The following is a 19,476-nucleotide window of genomic DNA, read 5'->3' as shown; positions in this document are numbered from 1 at the left end:
TCCCCCTCAGGGGATGATCTTCCGGGCTCGAAGGTCGCGGAAGATGTCGAGGAACATCCGCTCGGTCTCGACGTGACGGTGGAAACCCAGCCGGCGCGCCTTGGAACCGTCGGCGATGACGTCGTAGTCCCAGCCGAAGACGAAATCGCCGAATGCCCACGACGAGACGTCCGAGTACGGCGTGGGCTCCAGTCCGTGTTTCGCGACGAGATCGTTCCACACCGGCTCCTTGTCGGCCATGACGACCTCCATCGACATCGGCAGCGGTGGTGCGACATCCAGCTCGAAGAAATTCGCGATCTTCGGCAGCATCTCGTCCCAGCGGAACAGATCCCCGTTGTTGATGTTGAACGCCTGATTCGCGCACTCGGGGGTGGTCGCGGCCCAGACGGTCGCCTCCGCCAGCAGTCCGGCGTCGGTCATCTCGATCAGACTCGTGTACGTGCCCGGCTTACCCGGAAACCGCAGCGGCACTCCGAGTTCCTTCGACATCGTGGCGTAGACGGCAATCACCAGTGCGAGATTCATCGGATTGCCGAGAGCGAATCCGCACACGACCGAGGGGCGGATCGCGGACCACGTCCAGCGCTTGCCGCGCTGACGGTCTTCGAGGAACTGTTGCTGGTCCACGTTGAACTCGGGCGGCATGTGCGGCGGGTCGCTCTCGCGCGCCGGCGTCTTGAACGGTCCGAGGTGGGCGCCGTAGACCTTGTAGCCCTGCATCAGGCTGATGTGCTCGAGCCCGGCAGCCATGGGTTCGAGCGCGTTCACCGTGTTGACGAGCATCGCGACGTTGGGCGCGACGAGCTCCGCCCACGACGGACGGTCCTGGTAGGCGGCGTAGAAGATGTGGGTCACGTCGCGCAGTTCACCCAGCTTGTCGGCGGCGTCGCGCTCGTCGAGCAGATCGACCGCGATGTGCCGCACCCTGCCGGTGTCGGGTCCGCCCCGTCGCGACAGCCCGATGATCTCCCACTCCCCGGTCGCCTCGAGGTGGTCGATCAGATTGCCGCCGATCACCCCGCGCGCACCGACGACCACTGCCACTCTGCGTTTCGCCATCACTCACCCCTATCGACATATCGCGAAGTTGCGATATACCGAGTCAAGCACACATATCGTAAAATCGCGATATAGCGGTACGATAAGTCTGTGAGTGAGCTTCCGGACGCGACCGACCTGGCCCTGGTCTTCAAAGCGCTGTCGAACCCGACCCGCGTGCGCATCCTGCAGTGGCTGAAGGACCCCGACAGCTTTCCCCCGCAGCTCGAACCCGCCGACGAGGTGGGCGTGTGCCTGAAGCACATTCAGGCGAGGGCCGAGGTCTCCCAGTCGACGGCCTCGCAGTACATGGCCGCGCTACAGAGCGCCGGACTGGTCACCAGCCATCGGATCGGCCAGTGGACCCACTACCGCCGCAACGAGGACCGGATCGCCCGGCTGGCCGATCACATCCGCACCGAACTCTGAACGAATCAGGGCATCTCGACGGTTTCGGCGCGCGCGATCTCGTCGAGAGCCCGGCGGACGTAACCGTCGGCGGGAACCTCCGCCGCACTCAGCAGATCGGCGATGACCAGGATCGCGGCCTCCACGGCACGCTCCGGTCTGCGCGGGTTCTCCTCGACATCGGCCACGCCGAGTGCACCGGTCAGCACGGTCACCAGCGAATCGACATCGACGACCGGAAACCAGAGTGCCGCCGCCCGCGCGCAGCGGGTGAGAACGTCCTGCACGTCCTCGCCCGTCAGACCGTCCGGGTGCAACGTCTCGAGGAGTTCCCGGACCACCCCCGCCAGCACCGCACCGACCTGCTCCGCAGGCAGGGCCGCCAGTTCCTCCGTGGCCTCGGTCAGCGCCGACGCGTCCGACGCGCGCCCCGCGACGATGGCGGCGTCGAGCGCTTCGGCGATGTCACGCGCGACAGCAGGCCAATGAGTGGGCCACATCCGGTAGATCCTCTTCTCGTCTTCATCGAACCGACGCTCACTGTGCCATGGGACACCGACAAAACGGCGCACTGTGCCATGGGACACCGACAAACGGCGCACTGTGCCACGGGACACCGACAGTCAACGCAGCCGCTCGATCAGCCGCAGCGCGTCGAACGGCGCGTACCCCTTCATGTCGTTGTCGAAGTACGCGAAGCAGTCGAGGCCCTCCCCGAGCCACCGCTCGAGCTTGCGGGCCCACTCGTCCAGCGCCTCGTCCGTGTAGCCGCTGGCATAGAGCTCCTTGTCGCCGTGCAACCGGGCGTAGACGAAATCGCTCGTCGCCGCCTCGACGTACGGGTACCGGCCTGCCGTGTCGGCGACGACGAACGCGACGTCGTGCGCGCGGAGCAACTTCCTCGCCTCCTCCGTGTCGAAACTGGGGTGCCGGACCTCGAGGGCGTGGCGGACGGGCCGATCGGCGTCCGTCTCCGTCCACGCCCTGTCGTCGGTGAGCTTGTCGTCGTGTCGAGACGCGAGCGCCGCGGCATCGGTGGTCGTCCTCGGCAGCTGGTCGAAGAATGCTGCGAGAGTCGTCGAATCGAACGCGAGTGTCGGGGGCAGTTGCCACAGCAGCGGTCCGAGCTTGGGGCCCAACGCGAGCACCCCGGATGCGAAGAAGTTCGCCAGCGCCGTCTCCGCGCCGACCAGCCTCTTCATGTGCGTGATGTAGCGACCGCCCTTGACGGCGAACACGAAACCTTCCGGTGTTTCGTCACGCCACTTCGCGTAACTCGTCGGTCGCTGCAACGAATAGAAGGACCCGTTGATCTCGATCGACGTCAATCGCCCCGCGGCGTAGGCCAACTCCTTGCGATGGGCCAGACCGTCCGGGTAGAAGTCACCGCGCCAACCGGGATACGTCCAGCCGGAGATACCTACGCGGGCCTCAGCCATCTCACGACCCTAGCGCCGGAACCTATTGCATGTGGCCCGTCCCGGGAGAACCATGAGAGGACCCCACAATCGAGGAGGCACTGATGCCGAGATATCTCTGGCAGGTCACGTACTCACCCGAAGGCGCGAAGGGACTACTCGCCGAAGGCGGCACCGCACGACGCGACGCGATCACCCAGATGGTCGAAAGCGTCGGGGGCACAGTCGAATCCTGCTACTTCGCACTAGGTGGCCGGGATCTGTTCGTGATCGGTGACGTGCCGGACGACGTCGCGGCCGCCGCGCTCGGCATCCGCACCACCGCCTCCGGTGCGGCGCGGTCCGAATCGGTGGCGCTGCTGACGCCGGAGCAGGTGGACGACGCGGTCCGCCGGGACGCCGAGTACCGGGCGCCCGGCAGCTGATCGACTACCCCTGCGGTAGCGAATATCGTTCTGCAGGATGATGTGCGGCGGCGGAGTCGGTCGATAGCGTCGAGCCATGTCAACTGACCAGGCCAACTCGACATCGGTGAACCCGTTCACCACCGAGTCCGCTCGCCGTGCCCTGTTCGCGCTGAGGGCGTTTCCCGCCGGCCTCGTCTCGCTCGGCGCCGCGATGACCGGACGGCACCGCTGGGCCGGGCGGTGGCAACTCGCTGCCACCGACTCGAGCGCGTCGGAGCGGATCGACGTGCGTTCGCCGTCGTGGCCGAGCGTTTTCGCCCACTCGGTGCTGTCGCTGCTGATCGGGATGGTGGCCTGGTTTTTCGCGTTCCTCAGCGGGATCGCCGCGTTCCGGGGCCTGTTCTACGGGCTGATCACCGACGGTTCCTACGAGTACAGCTGGGGTGGTCCGACGCTCGCCGGCGCCTGGCTGGTGCATCTCGTCCTCGGACTCCTGCTCGTGCCGGTCGCCGTGTGGATCCTGAAGGCCATCGCCTCTCTGCTGGCCGGACTCACTCGGCGTCTACTCGGCGACGGTGGTCCGGCGTGGGCCGTTCCCGTCGCGCTCGTGCTCGCCGCCGCGGGCGCGCTACTGTTCCGCTCCTGGCTGCACCAGGCCTGAGACCCCGTACTCGAGAACACCGGAATGAATGACGACGACGGAAGGTTGCACGCCACATGACGGAGACCACAGCACAAACCCCGCAGCTCGGACAGTTCGGCGTCTGGCGTCACGCCGGCGGATTGGCGCCCGAGGTGGGTGCGGCGATCGAATCGGCAGGCTACGGCGCGATCTGGATCGGCGGCTCCCCGCCTGCCGACCTCGAGATCGCCGAACGCCTGCTCGACGCGACGTCCATGATCACCGTCGCGACCGGAATCGTGAACATCTGGACCGCGCCCGTCGACGAGATCGCGACCTCGTTCCACCGGCTCGAAGCTCGTCATCCGGGGCGCTTCCTCCTCGGCATCGGTGTCGGCCATCCTGAACAGCCCGGGCTGAACTACAGCAAGCCGTACGCCGCGCTCGTGGAGTATCTCGACGCCCTCGATGCTGCCGGTGTCCCAGCGGGACGACGCGTCCTCGCCGCACTCGGTCCGAAGGTTCTGGAATTGTCCGCAGCCCGCGCCGCCGGCGCCCATCCGTACCTGACCACTCCGCAGCACACCCGTGAAGCGCGTGAGCTGCTGGGCCCGGGTCCGGTGATCGCGCCGGAGCAGAAGGTCGTGCTGGACACCGATCCGGAACGCGCCCGCCCCATCGGACGTTCGGCCGTCGAGAATCCGTACCTGCACCTGCGCAATTACGTCAACAACCTGAAACGGCTCGGGTACACCGACGAGCAGATCGAGAACGGCGGCAGCGACGACCTGATCGACGCGCTCGTCGCCCACGGCGACACGCAGTACGTCGCCGGCCGCCTCCGGGAACACCTGGACGCGGGCGCCGATCACGTGGCCGTCCAGGTACTCCCCGCCGGCGACGATCCGGTGCCTGCCCTGCGGGAACTCGCAGGCGCGCTGGGACTCTGAGTTCTGCTAACGAAATGGTGTGATGGCGGGTACCGCATACTGAAAGGGGTTCGCCGAAACGGTCGGGGTATGGTCCCCTTCTGAACGGCAGGCAGCACTGAACGCAAGGTAGGAACTGTGCAAGAGCCAACGGCACGTCCGGTCGGCCCGTACGCTTCGGGGCCGCCACCTGCAGCCCTGACCGTGCACTCCGCGAGCCTCGACCGTTTCCGCGCCGCGGAGCTGTGGCGGGCGCTGGTCATCGGCGTGGTCGTCGTCGCCTACACCCTGTTCGCGCTGGTCACCTGGCCTGTCCGACGCCGCGGCCGCACCCTTGCGGACGCGGCGTCGGAGGGCCTGGTCAACGGTTTCGAGGTGCTGGGCCCGACGTTCGTCAAGGTCGGGCAGCTGATGGCGTCGTCTTCCGGCGTGTTCCCCGCCCCGTTGGCCAACGCCTGTCTGCGATGTCTCGACGACGTGCCGCCGGTGCCCGCCCAGGAGGCCCGCCGGGTGATCGAAGCCGACCTGGGGCATCCCGTCGACGCACTGTTCGCGTCGTTCGACGACGTCCCCCTCGCCGCCGCCTCCGTCGCGCAGGTACACGGCTGCGTTCTCCCCGACGGCAGGGAAGCCGTCATCAAGGTCCAACGCCCCGACATCTTCCGCCGCATGGTGGTGGACCTGCGCACCGCCTACTGGGGCGCGCGGATCCTCGAGAAACTGTTCGAGTTCTTCCGCATCGCCAACGCCACCGCCATCATCCGCGACCTCCACGCCGCCACGATGACCGAACTCAACAGTGCCGTCGAGGCCGACCGCCAGGCCCGGTTCCGGACGAACATCGGGGCGTTCGGCGACAACAAGGGCGTCACCACCCCCGAGGTGTACTGGGACTACTGCGGTCCGCACGTCATCTGTATGGAACGCATGTACGGCCTGCCGCTCGACCGGTTCCCCGACCTCGTCCACATGGACACCCGGATGCTGATCCGCCGCGGCGTCAAGGTGTGGATCGAGTCCGTCATCCTGCACGGCCCGTTCCACGGCGACGTGCACGCCGGGAACCTGTGGGTCCTCGACGACGGACGCATCGCGATGCTCGACTTCGGCATCGTCGGTGAGCTCCCCGAGTCGTGGCGGCAGATCCTGCGCGACATGTTCTACGCGACGCTGATCGACGGCGACTTCTCCCGGATGGCCCGCGGAATCCGGAGCCTCGGCTACGCGACCGACAACGACGCCACCGACGACGAGATCGGACTCCAGGTGGCCGCCGCGCTCGCACCCCTGCTGGGCCGGGACCTCGGCGAGCTGCGGCTCAGCGAACTCATCATGGCGCTCATCGGCATCGGCAAGAAATGGGGCGTCGCCAGCCCCGAGGAACTTGTCCTGTTCGGAAAGCAACTCGGCTACTTCGAGCGCTACGCCACGGAACTCGCCCCCGGCTGGGTGATCGGGCAGGACCTGTTCCTGTTCCGCAACGTCTTTCCGGACGCCGTCGCCACGAAGGCCCTCGAACTCGGGGTCGAACTGCCCGACGAGTGACGCTAGCTCGCGGCGAGGGTTTTATTGCCCGGTCAGTGAATCCAGCACCGAGGCCCGGTGGAGGGGGTGGTCCGGGAACCGGTCGGGTGTCAGGATCCAGTCGTTGCCCGTCCACGGGTCGGAGACGGTGAGGACCCCGGACGTCGGAACCTGCTGCGCGATGCGTTCGAGCACCGCGACGCCCGGATCCGAATCGGCGGAGGCGCTGTCGCCGACGATGATCAGCGACGTCCCGAGTGCGGGACCGTGATCGGCGAGGTGCACGATCCGGGCGGCGTCCTCGGCGCCGTACCCGTGCGGGAAGTCGCCCAGGATCACCAGCCGCGGCTCCGGCAGGCTGTCGCGGATTCCGCTGCGGGCCGCCATTTCTGCGAGGTCGACGCTCTCGGACAGCGCGGTGAGGCGGGCGGTGATGTCGGAAGCCGACGACACGACGGGCGAAGCCAGCAGAGCACCGAGGGGTTCGGTGAACGTGCGCAGCGAGCCGCTGAGGTCGACCACCTCCAACCGCTGTGCCACCGCAGGTGATGCGACCAGCATGCGCGCCGCCAGCGCCGCGACCACCGGTGCGGCCTCGGCCGGATCGCCGACGATCCAGAGCGGACGCCCCAACGGGTAATGAACGCAGAACGGCACCCGCAGCTCACCGAGGTCGGGTGCGGTCAACTCACCGAGCCTCAGCCCGTCCGTCACGGCGCTGCCGGTGACCGGGCTGGTCCACGCGGCGGACTCGAAGGTGGCCAGCGACCGCGGCAGCAGAGGATCGATGGCGCGGAGTTCGTCGGCCAATTGCGAAGTCTCGCCGTCGAATTTGCGCTGCGCCTCGGCGACGAGGGCATCACACCGCTCCTGCGCCCTGGCCTGCGATTGCACGACCGCCGGACTGTTGCGTGTGGACGGGTCGGCCACCGACTCGGACAGTTCGTCGTCCAGCCGGGCCTGCGCGTAGTCGCGGGAGGATCGGAACGAGGCCGCGGACCGGGCGGCGTCCTCGAAGATCATCCACGCCCTCTCGAACGAGTGGGCCGGGTCGAGCGGGATGCCCGCAGGACCGGGCATCGCCGGAACCTCCTCGGCCACAGCGTGCGCGGGTTCGTCCACCTCGACGCCGTGCCGGGTGACGAGTTCGGCGAGGCCGCCGTCGTATCCCTGCCCGACGGCCCGCACCTTCCACTCGGTGCCGCGCCGGTAGATCTCGAGGCAGATCGCGGCCGCCTCGGAACCGACCAGCGGGACGTCGAAAACGACCAGGGGAAGACCATTTTCGTCGGCGAGCGTGGCCGACAGCCCCTCGCGGGCCAGCGTCGCCGGACCGTTCGGGGACGCCGGATCGACACTGACCACGCAGAGCACGGCCACCGCAGCGGCGTCCACCTCGTCCAGCTGCAGCCGGACCGTTCCGTCCGCGTCGAGTTCCACCCCGGCGGCGCGGCGCTGGTTGTAGAACACGAAATGGTCCGAGGACAGCACGCGGAGATCGCCGCCCACGATCAGCGCGGAGACGTCGATCGGCGTCGCATCGACCGCGCGGAAACGCAGTTCGCGCGACGGCAGCGGAGCGTTCTGCCCCGGAACGAGGTGGACCGTCACCGCCGCCCCTAGACGCCGAGGAAGCGGGCGAGTTGAGGCGCGGCCTCCCCGGCGTGCTTGGCCTGAATGCCCTCACCGATGGCCTGCAGCTTCCACTCGCCGCCCACCCGGTACACCTTGGCCATCACCATTCCCGTGAACGGCATCCCGCCCTGCAGCGTGAACCGGGCGAGTTCGGCCGACGACGTGGTGTCCACCAGGCGGCAGAAGGCGTTCTTCACCTGCTCGAACGTGTGCCCGCGGTACGACGTCACGATGAACACGATGGTCGAGATGTGCGGCGGAATGCGGGTGAGATCCACGAGGATCACCTCGTCGTCGCCTGCGCCCTCACCGGTGAGGTTGTCGCCCTGATGCCGGATCGACCCGTCCTTCGACGTCAGCTGCCCGTAGTAGGCGACATCGACCATGTTGTTGTCCGCGAACAGGACCGCCGACGCGTCGAGGTCGACGTTGGCGGAACGGTTCCCGAACATGCCGCGCTTCTCGATCGGATCCCAGCCGAGCCCCATCTGGATGTACGTCAGTGCGACGCCACCGTCCTTGCGGAGCGTCACCTTCTGGCCCTTCGAGAGGCTGACCGGTCGCGACTTGGTGAGACTGACCTCGGCCGGAGCAGCGGGCGCGGGGGGTGCAGCGGGAGCCGGGGGCGCAACCGGTGCGGCCGGCGGCGGGTAGGCGGCTTGCGGTGCCGGTGCGGGAGCGGGCGGCTGCTGGACAGGAGCGGCGGCGGGTGCGGGAGCGTCGTCGACGGACACGCCGTGATCGGTGACGAGTGCGGCGAACCCGCCGGCGTAGCCCTGCCCGACGGCCCGCACCTTCCAGGCGCCCTGGCGTCGGTACAGCTCGAGCGCGATGACGATCGACTCGGAGTTCAGTCCCTCGATCTTGTACTCGTACAGCGAGTTTCCGGTGCCGTCCGAGACCCGGGCGGTCGGCGGCGCCGAGCGGCCGAAGTTACTGGTGGCGTCGTCGAGGGTGATGACCGCGCGCACCTGGGCGATGTCGGCAGGCACCGCGCCGAGAGACACCTTCAGCGAGGCCGCCTGTCCGGTGGCTCCGGGGACGAGTTGCACGCCGGGACCGGCCGGCTGGTTGAAGAAGACGAAGTCGGCGTCCGAGCGGACCTTCCCCGAGTCCGTGACGAGCAGCGCGGACAGGTCGGCGGCGGCCGTCAGTTCGAGGGAGACGATGACGTCGTCGACGCTCAGCGGGCCGTTCTGACCCTTGGCTAGCGGAGTGGACACTGCGGTAGTTCCTTCACTGTGGGAGCGTCGGGTTTGTCCCGTTTGGTCTGTTTGCCTACAACCTACAAAAGAGAGCCGACGGCCGTCGTCCCCGCACCCCGCGCGACACGGTCCGCGAACCAGCGCAGGATCTCCTCACCAGCGGCGATACCGCTGCTTCCGGTGACCGACAGGGTCGGATGCTGCCAGTCGATGGTTTCGAGTTCGCCGTGCCGGGGGCGGATGGCGGCGTCGGCCGCACTGAGCATGTTGGCGTCGAGAGCCCCGTCCCCGGCCGCCAGCACGGGCGCTTCCGCCTCGAGCACTCCGTCGTCGACGAGCCTTGCACGGACCTCGGCGACCGCACGACTCTTGCACACCGCGTCGGGCATCGTGTAGATCTTGCGGCCTTGCCGGGACACTCCCCATCCCCGATCCGCGCACCAGTCGTTCCACTCCTCGACGAAGCCGGCCGGCATCGCGTCGAGGTCCACGACCAGGTAGGAGAACAACTCGTCGGCCACCCGGGACGAACGCACCCAGCCGTCGTCGATCCGTCGGCTCAACTCGGCGCCGACCTCCACCAGCGAGGCTCCACCGTCGGCCATCGCGATGTCGACACCCGACCGCCACCGCGCATCGGGCACCCCGTCGACGAGGATATTGCCGCCGTTGGTCGTGATCGCGTACCGCCACGGCGCCCCCGGCAGGTCGATGCGCTGGAACTGGGCAACGGTGCGCGTGGTGGTGGGCACGACCACGGCGGACGCGGTGAGCTTCCGCAGCATGGCCTCGGCGGCCGACGTGACGTAGGACAGCGGTTTGCCGTCGTACACCTCGACGCACAGCAGGTCCTCGTCGCCGGGCCGCTCGGCCACGTCGCTCTCGGTGACGGCGAGTTCCATGGCCCCGCGCGAGTAGATCATGGTCCGGTCGAGGTCGGTCGCGATCAGCGCGGTCATGTCACATCCTTGATCAGGCCCATGCACGAATAGGCCAGGCCGGGAACCTCTTCGACGGGGACCGCACGCGCGGCGGCGAGGAGCCGGATGTGCGCGTGCTCCGGGGCGTCGAGGTCGCGGACGAGCACCCGCCACGGCACCCGGCGCAGCAGCACGCGGGTGGTTTCGCCGACGCCCGGCTTCACGAAGTTCACACTCGAGATTCCGTACTGCTCCCGAACCGCCTCGACGGACTTCCAGCCGTCCCAGGTGGGGGTGCGGTCCGACCGCAGCAAGTCCTCGACGTCGCTGGGAACGTGTTCACGCACATCCCCGAAGGAGGCGCTGACGGAATCGAGGAGGTGATTGGACACGTCCTCGCCCGCCAGGTGCGCGTAGAACTTGGCGCCGTGGAAGTCACCGGGGCCGATCAGCGTGTCGTTGAGGACGGTCCGCGACACCAGGCCCGACACAGTCGAGTTCAGACACGCCGAGGCGATCAGGAAGTCGTCGCGGGTGCCGAACGTGCGAACGCAGTGCCCGGGATCGGCGAGGACGGCGAGGTCGTCGTCGAACTCGGCGCCCCCGGCGGCGCGGTACTCGGCGAGTGCCTGCGACAACTCGCGGGCGATGGCACCCTTGCCCGTCCATCCGTCGACGAACACCACGTTCGTCGGGTCGTGATGCTGTGCAAGGTAGTCGAGCGCGACGGCGTCGATCCCCCGGTCCCGGACGATGGAGACGGCGTAGTGCGGCAGCGTCAACCCGTGGACGTCGCGCGCCCAGCGGCGCATGAGCACACCCACCGGGGTTCCCGCCCGCGCCAGGGACACGAGAGTGACGTCGCGGCCGCGCTCGGCCAGCACGAGGTCGGTGACCGTCCCCACGGCACGCGCCAGCCGGATGGAGCTGTCCTGCAGCACCTTCTCGAACAGCTCGCGGTACTCCGCATCGGGCTGGTATTCGATGGGCAGCGTTTCCGCGTAGTGGGCTTCACCCGACTGGATGCGGCGCTCCCGCTCGGCGACATCGGCTTCGAGCTCGACGTGCGACAGGTCTTTGAGCAGCCAGCCCACCTCGTCGGCGGCGTACGAACCGAACGCCGGGCCGGTCAGCGGCGCCGTCACGTCGACGCTCCCGCACGCGCGGCGCGCAGCGACCGCGGGTCGGCGCCGGACACGACGGCCAGGAGCACATCCGTCCCCGACGCGGTGAGGACGTCGAGGAGTCCGCCGGCTTCCGTGAGCCGGTCGGTGTCGGCCGCAGCGTCGATCACCGCGACCACGACGGCGTCCTCGTCCGGCCACTGCGCGTTGTAGACGAAACGCGGCTGCTCTTCCCCGATCTCGGGGGCCGTGAAACGGAATCCGCGGCGCAGCGGGTACCCCGGCTGGTCGAGCACGTAGGCGGGCGACCGCGTGGTCGTCTGGAAACGAACCCGGACACCGGACGTGGCGAGCGCGTCCGCGATTCGCAGAGGGAGGTACATCAGCTCCTCGTGTCCGACGACGATCACCGGGCGCTGCGGGTCGAGCCGGTCACGGAGCACCGCAGCCGCCGACGCGACGGCCGCATCGAACTCCTCGGTGTCTTCCTGCAGGAACCCGTGACGCCCGCCCTCCGGAACTGTTGCGGGCCAAGGTATGTCGGCGCGCTCGACGGTCCCGGTTCGCTCACCGACGGGGTTGAGCACCGGATCAGGGAGGGCACCGACCGAGTCGATCAGTCCGTCGGGAAGCTCGGTGCGTCCCACCGCCAGACTCACACTGTCGATCTGCACCCCCAATTCGGCGGCGGCGGCGTCGACAGCGTCCCGGTGGTCCTGCTCGCGCATGTCGACGAGCGACGCCACGACGTAACGGCTGCGCGGGTTCTGCCGGTGTAGCGCTCGGATCGCGTCGACCGCGGTGGCGCCGGTGGAGATCTCGTCGTCCACGAGGACGAGTGGACGATCGCCCGTGAACAACTCGACGGACGTCGGCTGTAGCTGGTGACTGGTCGCGTGCGAGTGCCCCTCCTCGAACCCGGCGGACGTCCCGATCTCGGGGACGTCCCGGCGCGTGGAGTGCAGGTAACACCGGGCGCGCAGCCGGGCCGCGACGCAATGCCCCAGACCTGTTGCGGTCTCGGCGAATCCGAGCACGACGGGATCTGCGTCCGGGCCGAGGAGGTCGGCGACGAGATCACCGAGGCGGTCGCCTGCGCCGATCACGGCAGCCGGGTCGGTGGGCACGTGCTTGCCGAGGACCGTCGAGACGAGCAGATGGGCACGCCGCGGGTTGCGCCGCAGGCCGGGCTCGACGAGTTCGGGGATGGTCAGCCCCGTGTCCGAACCCACGTGGGCGAGCGTCAGCCCCAGATGTTCCGTGGCCCAGGGCACCGCGCGCACGGCGGTGGGTGAGCTCATCGGACGGCCAATGCGGTCAGTAGATCCACGAACGTGATTCCCTCGTTTGTCACGCCGAACACCTTCGCCCGGACGAGTGTCTTCTCGGCCCAGCTGCGGTGCGGGCGCATTTCGTTCATCTTGTTGCGATACCCCGACGCCTGGACGCCGCCGACATTCTCGGCGCCGAGAATGTCGAGCGCATCGTGGTACTCCTCGTGCGTCACCGCGGACAGCGCGTGCACGGCCGCGACGTGCGTCGGATGGATGACGGTTTTGCCCTGGATACCGTTGGCGCGGTCGAGGGCGATCTCCCGCAGCAGGCCGTCCAGATCCCGGCTGACCAGCTGCTGGCGGAACCGCACCTCGTTGTGCTCCTCGAACGGCGTGGCGCGCAGGGTCGGCCGGAACATCCGCTCGTGGTCGGCGAAGTACTCCCACACGGGACCGGTGATGACGTGTCCGGTGTCGTCGGCGCGGCCCAGGAAGTTGACGATGCCGGCAATCGCGTCCGCGACCACCCGCACGTCGTAGATCGTCAGGTCGCGGTCGCGGCGGATGCCGAACGTGGCACACATGTCGGTGGCGCCGATGCGCACGGCGAGGATCCGCTCGCGGTGTTCGACGAGCAGTGCGCCGATCTTCGCCAGTTCGTCGTCGCGGGTCTCGCGGTGCACCAGTGCGGGCGATTCGAGCACCGGCATCGCATACAGGTGCTTGCCGAGCCGCTCCGATGCCGCGGCCAGCTCGTCGAGGAATACACGTCCCGTCGCACTACCGAACTTCGGAATCACGAATCCGGACAACACCTCGACGCCGGTGGTCAGCAGATCGGCGATCCGCCGAAGGTCCTCGGCGGCCCGCACCCGGACGAACAACTGCATCCGCGCACCACCGTGGACTGCGAGCCGGTCGAGCGCGTCGACGGCGTTGAGCAGCGCCGCCTCCACCTGGTCGTCGGCCACCGCGTCCTCGAGGTCCAGGACCATCGAGCAGACACCGTCACCGGACCGTCGAAGGATGGTGTCCGCGAGGTCGGACCTCGTCGCAGGCACGTACAGCGTCGCGCCCAGCGCGACGGCCAGCACCGTACGATCCTCGTCCGGCCCGAGCGCCTGCGGAGCGTGCAGGAACAGCCGGCCGTGCGTCTCGGGATCGAGGTGGTGGAAGTGCCGAACATGCTTTACCGCAGCCGGCATCATCTCTTCGCTAATGCTCATCGTCCCCCCGTGTCATCGCTGTCCTGTGTGTCCTCTCATCTTCTGAACCACCTCGGCTATGAACGCCGACACGGCATCGAGCTGGGCGACGTATGCCCAGTAGTCGGGATGCCTCCCGGTCAGTGTCCCTGCAATTCGGTCTATCCGCTCGAGCTGAGCGTCGAGGACCGACCCCCATTCCCGCACGAGCCCACGATTGACAGCCAACATCTGGGCGTCGCGGAGACGAAATCTGATCTCGTTTTCCTTGGCCCGCGGGTTTTCGCGGACCGCGCGCAGCAACCGCAGGCGATCGGTGACGCCGTCGACGTTCGCCTCGGCGTCGACCAGATGGGTCCGCGCCGCGGCGGTCAGTTCGAGCGCCCCCTCGGGATTACCCGCGGTCAGAGCCTTCTGCGCCTGCTGCAGATCGGTCTGCGCCTGCTCGATGTGCCTGCGGCTCTCGCGGTCGTTGTGGACGAGATCCGCCGAACTGGCCGCGTTGAACTCGCGCAGCAGCGCGGAGTAGGCGGGCGCGAGGCGTTCCGCCCGAGTCTGCACGGCGGCGATCCTCGTCGTCACCGACGACACCGCGTGAGCGGCGTCCTGCTCTCTGGACGGGGCCGCGGCCAGTGCCTTCTCCAGCGCCGCCGACTCCTCCCGCACGCGCGCCGCCGCTTCGCGGATCGGATTGGCGCCACGGGCGCCCTGCAGCGCCACGACCGCGGCGTCGAGTGCCGCTCCCCGGTCGCGTACCGACGGGTAGCCGGCGTACGCGGCGCCCTCGGTCTGCACCCGCTGCTGCGCGGCGGAGGAGACCTGAAGCGCCTGCTGGGCAACCTGGGGAACGGCCGCCAGCATTGCGGTCGACTCCTCGAGATGGCCGCGATGTGTGCGATAGAACTCGTCGAGGGTCTGGGTTGCCGCGACCAACTGCCGCGTCACCTGCTCGTACGCGGCGGTGGCGGCGGGTGACTGCACGTTCTCGAACTGGTCTTCGGCCGCCAGATACGCCGTCGCGGCCTGGTAGCACCCGTCGCGAACCGGTTCCCAGGCCCGCCGGATTCCGCGTTCCGGAGTCAGCTGTTCCGAGGCGTCCACGGCCGCGGCGGCGATGCTCTGCCGGTTGTCCATATCGAGAAACGCTGCGACCATCGTGTCGTGGGCGCGACGAGCCGAGTCGTCGCCCCGGGCTCTTCCTCGGAAGCGTCCCGCCCATCCGCTCGTCACGTCCTGAATCGTACTGGTCGGGCCGACAACCCCGAGTGGTCCGGAATTGCCTGTGCACAAACCTGTGGACAGTTCGCGGGATGGGACAAGTCGGACAAATTCATTATCGTGGTGTTGCACGACGAACCCGGAACTTCGACAGTTGTCGAGGGTCCACCCACCTCCTCTCGAAAGGACCCCTGAATGGGCGTCAGCTTGACCAAGGGCGGCAATGTTTCTCTCACGAAGGAGGCGCCGAACCTGACCGCGGTGGCTGTCGGACTCGGATGGGATGCCCGCTCGACCACCGGCACCGACTTCGACCTCGACGCCAGTGCCATCGGTGCGGGTGCCGACAAGAAGGTCGTGTCGGACCAGCACTTCGTGTTCTTCAACAACCTGCGTTCCCCCGACGGCTCGATCGAGCACATCGGTGACAACACCACCGGTGCGGGCGAGGGTGACGACGAGGTGATCAACGTCAACCTGGCGGCGGTCCCCGCGAACATCGAGAGCATCCTGTTCCCCGTCTCGATCTACGATGCGGAGACCCGTTCGCAGTCGTTCGGTCAGGTCCGCAACGCCTACATCCGCGTCGTCGACCAGGCCAACGGCACCGAGCTCGCCCGCTACGACCTGTCCGAGGACGCGTCGACCGAGACCGCTATGGTTTTCGGCGAGCTGTACCGCAACGGTGCGGAGTGGAAGTTCCGCGCCATCGGACAGGGCTACGCGTCCGGGCTGGCCGGTATCGCCCGCGACTACGGCGTCAACGTCTGACAGTCGTCACGTTCTCCAGCCGGGGGAGGGTTTCACGGCCCTGACGTGAAACCCTCCCCCGGTGCTCGTCCACCTGCAGTAGCCACCCTGCATGCCCACTAGAGAAAGGCCACGCTTCGTGGTTCTGCGAATATTCGGTCTCTCCTTCGCCGTGACGGTGATTTCCATCATCGTTGCGGCGCTCTACGGAGGCCCCCAGGCCGTCCTCCTCGTGGTGATCCTGTCGATCCTCGAGATCTCACTGTCCTTCGACAACGCCGTCATCAACGCCACCGTGCTCCGCCGGATGAGCGAGTTCTGGCAGAAGATCTTCCTCACCGTCGGCATCGTCATCGCGGTGTTCGGTATGCGTCTGGTCTTCCCCCTCGTCATCGTGTGGCTCGCGTCCGGCCTCGGCCCCGTCGCCGCCCTCGACCTGGCTCTCAACCCGCCTGCCGACGGTGCCGCGTACTTCCCCGACGGCAGCGCCAGCTACGAAACGCTGCTCACCGACGCGCACCCGCAGATCGCGGCGTTCGGCGGCATGTTCCTGCTGATGCTGTTCCTCGGCTTCATCCTGGAAGAGCGGGAGATCACCTGGCTGTCCTGGCTGGAGAAGCCCCTTGCCCGCGCGGGCAAGCTCGACCAGCTGGCCGTCATCATCGCCGGCGCCCTGCTGCTGATCACCGCCGCGTACATCGCCCCCGCGGACACGGTCTCCACGGTGATGATCGCGGGCGTCCTCGGCATGGTCACCTACATCGCCGTCAACGGTCTCGGTGAGTTGTTCAACACTCCGGGGGAAGACGAAGACGGAGAACTGGTCGAAGGGTCCAAGGGCGGACCGACCGAGCTGGCCAAGGCCACCGGTAAGGCCGGGTTCTTCCTGTTCCTCTACCTCGAGGTCCTCGACGCGTCGTTCTCCTTCGACGGTGTTATCGGCGCGTTCGCGATCACGTCCGACCCGATCATCATCGCCCTCGGCCTCGGCTTCGTCGGCGCGATGTTCGTCCGTTCCATCACGGTGTTCCTGGTCCGCAAGGGCACCCTGTCGGACTACGTGTACCTCGAGCACGGCGCCCACTGGGCCATCGGCGCACTGGCCGTGATCCTGCTGGTGTCCATCGGCTACCACGTCAACGAGAACGTCACCGGACTCGTGGGCGTCGCCCTCATCGGTGCCGCCTTCATCTCCAGCATCGTCCGCAACCGCAAGGCCGTTGCAGCGGCCGGCGCAGTGGAAGACGACGTGGACGAGCAGGACCCGGTGTCCGTCGGCTAGGTTCTGCCTGTACTCACATCCAGCGGCAGTGCTCGTGACTCGGTCACGGGCACTGCCGCTCGACACTGGAAAGGGCACCCATGGGGCGGCTGCTCGACAAGTCGAAGAAGGTGGTGGAGGCGCAGCTCGCCGGAACCACCATCCGGGCGATACAGGGTTCGATGATCGCCTACGAGGGCAATGTCAGTTTCAAGTCGGCAGGTTTCGGTGGCGGTGACGGGGTGCTCGCCGGGATGAAGCGGCGTGCCACGGGCGAGGCGCTGTCGCTGATGGAATGCTCCGGCCACGGTGTCGTGTACCTCGCGGTGGGCGGTCAGTACGTCTCCGTCGTCGACTTGGCGAACGAGACCCTGCAGGTCGAGTCGCAGCAGCTTCTCGCGTTGAGCGGCAACCTGAACACCAACGTCACGTTCACCGGACTGCGCGGCGGGGTCGGCGGTCAGGGCCTGTTCACCACGACCGTCTCCGGCCAGGGACAGGTGGCGCTGCTGTCGGCCGGCGGGCCGCTCATCCATCTCGAGGTGTCGCCGCAGTACCCGCTGGTGGTCGATCCCGACGCGTTCGTCTCGGCGCGCGGACAGGTGACGCAGTCGTTCGTGACCGACGTGTCGTGGCGCAACGCCGTCGGCCAGGGCAACGGTGAGGCCTTCTCCCTCAGGTGGGACGGTCACGGCGTCGTCTCCATTCAACCGGCAGAGCGGTGAGCCCCATGGTCTTCTCGAAAGTGAACTCGAAGGTCGTCAAGGTCGACGTCGGCGCCGCCGGCGGTGTGGTGGCCCGCACGGGCGCGATGCTGTTCTACACGGGTCAGGTCCAGTTCTCGCCGCATCAGGTGCCGGGTTCCCAGTCGATGGCGGGCATGGGTGGATTCACCCGGATGGCCGGACGCATGATGCAGGGCGAGCACGAACGCACGATGCTCGCGCAGGGGCAGGGCGAGGTGCACTACGGCCACGCCGGGCTCGAGGTGCACGTCGTCGACATGTCGCAGGGCGGTGCGCTGTGTGTCGAGGCGTCCCGGCTGCTCGCTCACAATGCGGGACTGCAGAGTTCGGTGATCTCCGTGACGAGTCAGGGCGGCGGCGGCGGACGCGGCATGCTCGGCGCCCTGCGTGGCGCTGCGGCAGGCGCCCTCGCCGGTACCGGGATGTTCACGACGCAGCTGTCCGGGTACGGGTCGGCGGTCCTCCTCGCGCACGGCGGCTTCATCGAACTCCCTGTGGGTGGACCGAATCCGGTGTTCGTCGACCCCGACGCATTCGTCGGCACGTATGGGAGCGTCCAGGTGGAACTGAAATCCGCCGTCGGCTGGCGCGAGGCCATGGGCCGCGGCGTCGGGGAAGCGATGCAATTGCAGTGCACCGGTCAGGGCATCGTCTACGTTCAGGCTTCGGAGGAGAAACTGTGACCGCCATCCACAATCCGTCTACTCTCGGCGCCAGCGACAACATTCCCGACAACAGTTACGCGTTCTGCATCGACCTCACCGCGCCCTGGTTCATCCGCAAGGGTGCGATGATCGCCTACTACGGGCAGATGCAGTTCCAGGCACTGACCCACGGATTGCACGGCGCCGCACTGCACATGGTCGCCAACCAGTTCTCCGCGCCGCTGTACATGGGCGACTATGCGGTGGCCGAAGGATTCGGGAAGCTGATCATCGGCGACCGCGGCTACGACATCAACTCGTACGACCTCGACGACGGCAACCTCACGATCCGGGCGTCGAATCTCCTTGCGTTCGAGCCGGGTCTGGCCCTGAACCAGTCCATCGTGCCGGGCTTCCTGACGCTCATCGGGACCGGCAAGTTCCTTGCGTCGTCCAACGGCCCGGTGATGTTCGCCGAGCCGCCGCTGCGGATCGACCCCGAGGCGCTCGTCGGGTGGGCCGACTGCCCGTCCCCGAGCCACCATTACGACCAGGGGTGGATCAGCAACTTCCTCGCGGCGGGCGCCCACATGATGGGAATCAACTCCGGGGAGGAACGGCAGTTCGACTTCACCGGCGCCGGAACGGTTCTGATCCAGTCGAGCGAGAAGGTCCTCAGCGACACGCATGTCGTGCGCAGCATCGAGGGCCAGATCCACGGCCTCACCCCGAGCGGTCTGCAACGGCTCAACGGCGTGATCGCCGCCAAGCTGGCGGAGCAGCCGCGCTGACACCGAGGAGATTGACAGACTGAGCGAAGAGTTTCAGCAGGGACGGGCAGCAATCTGGTCTGTGTCAGGAAGTTCTGACACCGCATCCGATACGTTCCAGGAGGAACCGCATGAAGTCCGTCGTGACCAAGGCCGTCGCAACCGGTGGTATCGCCCTCGCGGCCCTCGGCATCGGAGCCGGCGTCGCCAGCGCCGACCCGGTGGGCCACAACCCGTCCCCGCCCAGCAGCAGCAGGCACCGCAGCCTCAGCCGCAGCAGCAGCACGCTCCGCAGCAGCAGGCACCCGCGCCGAGCCCGCACGGATTCTGGTTCTTCGGCACCTGGGTTCCCCTGCCCTGATCTGCGTTCCCCTC

At 67.8% G+C, this 19,476-nt stretch carries 20 protein-coding genes and 1 pseudogene; 11 read left to right on the top strand and 10 right to left on the bottom strand.

All coding sequences use genetic code 11. The annotated features are described in order from the left end of the window. Positions 1 to 6: 6 nt before the first annotated feature. Entirely contained in the window at positions 7 to 1,062 is a 1,056-nt protein-coding gene (locus tag HGB39_RS06425) for an SDR family oxidoreductase (protein ID WP_005569985.1), read from the bottom strand. A 90-nt stretch (positions 1,063 to 1,152) separates the two neighbouring features. Here HGB39_RS06425 and HGB39_RS06420 point away from each other — a divergent pair, with 90 nt between their 5' ends. After that, positions 1,153 to 1,470 (top strand): ArsR/SmtB family transcription factor, encoded by a 318-nt coding sequence (locus HGB39_RS06420; protein WP_005251263.1) that lies wholly within the window; start codon positions 1,153 to 1,155, stop codon positions 1,468 to 1,470. Between the two features lie 5 nt (positions 1,471 to 1,475). Here the strand turns inward: HGB39_RS06420 and HGB39_RS06415 are convergent, their stop codons facing one another. Beyond that, on the bottom strand, positions 1,476 to 1,949 hold the full coding sequence (locus HGB39_RS06415) for a hypothetical protein (protein ID WP_005569987.1): 474 nt from the start codon (positions 1,947 to 1,949) through the stop codon (positions 1,476 to 1,478). Between the two features lie 123 nt (positions 1,950 to 2,072). Then, positions 2,073 to 2,888, bottom strand: coding sequence for a DUF72 domain-containing protein (locus HGB39_RS06410; RefSeq protein ID WP_005569989.1), 816 nt, complete (start codon positions 2,886 to 2,888; stop codon positions 2,073 to 2,075). An 83-nt stretch (positions 2,889 to 2,971) separates the two neighbouring features. Here HGB39_RS06410 and HGB39_RS06405 point away from each other — a divergent pair, with 83 nt between their 5' ends. From HGB39_RS06405 to HGB39_RS06390, 4 genes are all read left to right on the top strand, one after another. Beyond that, positions 2,972 to 3,292, top strand: coding sequence for a GYD domain-containing protein (locus HGB39_RS06405; protein ID WP_005251258.1), 321 nt, complete (start codon positions 2,972 to 2,974; stop codon positions 3,290 to 3,292). A gap of 76 nt (positions 3,293 to 3,368) precedes the next feature. Beyond that, complete coding sequence (locus HGB39_RS06400) at positions 3,369 to 3,935, top strand: hypothetical protein (RefSeq protein ID WP_005569992.1); 567 nt, start codon at positions 3,369 to 3,371, stop codon at positions 3,933 to 3,935. Positions 3,936 to 3,991: 56 nt separating this feature from the next. After that, a complete protein-coding gene (locus tag HGB39_RS06395) occupies positions 3,992 to 4,846 on the top strand; it encodes an LLM class F420-dependent oxidoreductase (RefSeq protein ID WP_064080050.1) in 855 nt (284 codons plus the stop codon). Positions 4,847 to 4,963: 117 nt separating this feature from the next. Beyond that, the gene (locus HGB39_RS06390) at positions 4,964 to 6,370 is read left to right on the top strand and encodes an ABC1 kinase family protein (protein ID WP_043789245.1); all 1,407 of its coding nucleotides are present in this window, start codon (positions 4,964 to 4,966) and stop codon (positions 6,368 to 6,370) included. 21 nt (positions 6,371 to 6,391) lie between these two features. On the opposite strand, the gene HGB39_RS06385 is transcribed toward HGB39_RS06390, so the two are convergent. The 7 genes from HGB39_RS06385 to HGB39_RS06355 all read right to left on the bottom strand — a co-directional run bounded on the left by HGB39_RS06385 (position 6,392) and on the right by HGB39_RS06355 (position 14,867). Then, positions 6,392 to 7,960: a TerD family protein gene (locus HGB39_RS06385; protein ID WP_005565668.1), complete on the bottom strand. Its 1,569-nt coding sequence runs from the start codon at positions 7,958 to 7,960 to the stop codon at positions 6,392 to 6,394. An 8-nt stretch (positions 7,961 to 7,968) separates the two neighbouring features. Continuing rightward, positions 7,969 to 9,207, bottom strand: a complete 1,239-nt coding sequence (locus HGB39_RS06380; protein WP_064080049.1) for a TerD family protein — start codon at positions 9,205 to 9,207, stop codon at positions 7,969 to 7,971. 62 nt (positions 9,208 to 9,269) lie between these two features. Further along, positions 9,270 to 10,148 (bottom strand): HAD family hydrolase, encoded by an 879-nt coding sequence (locus tag HGB39_RS06375; protein ID WP_005565666.1) that lies wholly within the window; start codon positions 10,146 to 10,148, stop codon positions 9,270 to 9,272. After that, entirely contained in the window at positions 10,145 to 11,254 is a 1,110-nt protein-coding gene (locus tag HGB39_RS06370; RefSeq protein WP_064080048.1) for a cysteine protease StiP family protein, read from the bottom strand. Before HGB39_RS06370 ends, HGB39_RS06375 begins: the two co-directional genes overlap by 4 nt. Further along, positions 11,251 to 12,534: a phosphoribosyltransferase family protein gene (locus tag HGB39_RS06365; RefSeq protein WP_043791979.1), complete on the bottom strand. Its 1,284-nt coding sequence runs from the start codon at positions 12,532 to 12,534 to the stop codon at positions 11,251 to 11,253. Before HGB39_RS06365 ends, HGB39_RS06370 begins: the two co-directional genes overlap by 4 nt. Beyond that, positions 12,531 to 13,733 carry an HpcH/HpaI aldolase/citrate lyase family protein gene (locus HGB39_RS06360; protein ID WP_085999984.1) on the bottom strand — a complete coding sequence of 401 codons (1,203 nt, stop codon included), beginning with the start codon at positions 13,731 to 13,733 and terminating at the stop codon, positions 12,531 to 12,533. The genes HGB39_RS06365 and HGB39_RS06360 overlap by 4 nt, the downstream gene beginning before the upstream one ends. A 12-nt stretch (positions 13,734 to 13,745) precedes the next feature. Further along, positions 13,746 to 14,867, bottom strand: coding sequence for a hypothetical protein (locus HGB39_RS06355; protein ID WP_005570613.1), 1,122 nt, complete (start codon positions 14,865 to 14,867; stop codon positions 13,746 to 13,748). A 258-nt stretch (positions 14,868 to 15,125) separates the two neighbouring features. Here HGB39_RS06355 and HGB39_RS06350 point away from each other — a divergent pair, with 258 nt between their 5' ends. From HGB39_RS06350 to HGB39_RS38465, 6 genes and pseudogenes are all read left to right on the top strand, one after another. Further along, on the top strand, positions 15,126 to 15,701 hold the full coding sequence (locus tag HGB39_RS06350; protein ID WP_005251244.1) for a TerD family protein: 576 nt from the start codon (positions 15,126 to 15,128) through the stop codon (positions 15,699 to 15,701). 118 nt (positions 15,702 to 15,819) lie between these two features. Continuing rightward, positions 15,820 to 16,962 (top strand): DUF475 domain-containing protein, encoded by a 1,143-nt coding sequence (locus HGB39_RS06345; protein WP_005570611.1) that lies wholly within the window; start codon positions 15,820 to 15,822, stop codon positions 16,960 to 16,962. A gap of 80 nt (positions 16,963 to 17,042) precedes the next feature. Then, positions 17,043 to 17,666: an AIM24 family protein gene (locus tag HGB39_RS06340; RefSeq protein WP_005258894.1), complete on the top strand. Its 624-nt coding sequence runs from the start codon at positions 17,043 to 17,045 to the stop codon at positions 17,664 to 17,666. A 5-nt stretch (positions 17,667 to 17,671) separates the two neighbouring features. Then, complete coding sequence (locus tag HGB39_RS06335; protein ID WP_005258896.1) at positions 17,672 to 18,370, top strand: AIM24 family protein; 699 nt, start codon at positions 17,672 to 17,674, stop codon at positions 18,368 to 18,370. Then, positions 18,367 to 19,122: an AIM24 family protein gene (locus HGB39_RS06330; RefSeq protein WP_005251237.1), complete on the top strand. Its 756-nt coding sequence runs from the start codon at positions 18,367 to 18,369 to the stop codon at positions 19,120 to 19,122. Before HGB39_RS06335 ends, HGB39_RS06330 begins: the two co-directional genes overlap by 4 nt. 110 nt (positions 19,123 to 19,232) lie before the next feature. Then, positions 19,233 to 19,462 (top strand): annotated as a pseudogene (locus tag HGB39_RS38465) (hypothetical protein). Positions 19,463 to 19,476 lie beyond the last annotated feature (14 nt).

Origin of the sequence: Rhodococcus opacus (genome assembly GCF_012396235.1) — a bacterium.
Taxonomy (GTDB): Bacteria; Actinomycetota; Actinomycetes; order Mycobacteriales; family Mycobacteriaceae; genus Rhodococcus_F; species Rhodococcus_F opacus.
Note: the sequence above shows the minus strand (reverse complement) of the source record. Positions and strands in the feature narration are given on the sequence as shown.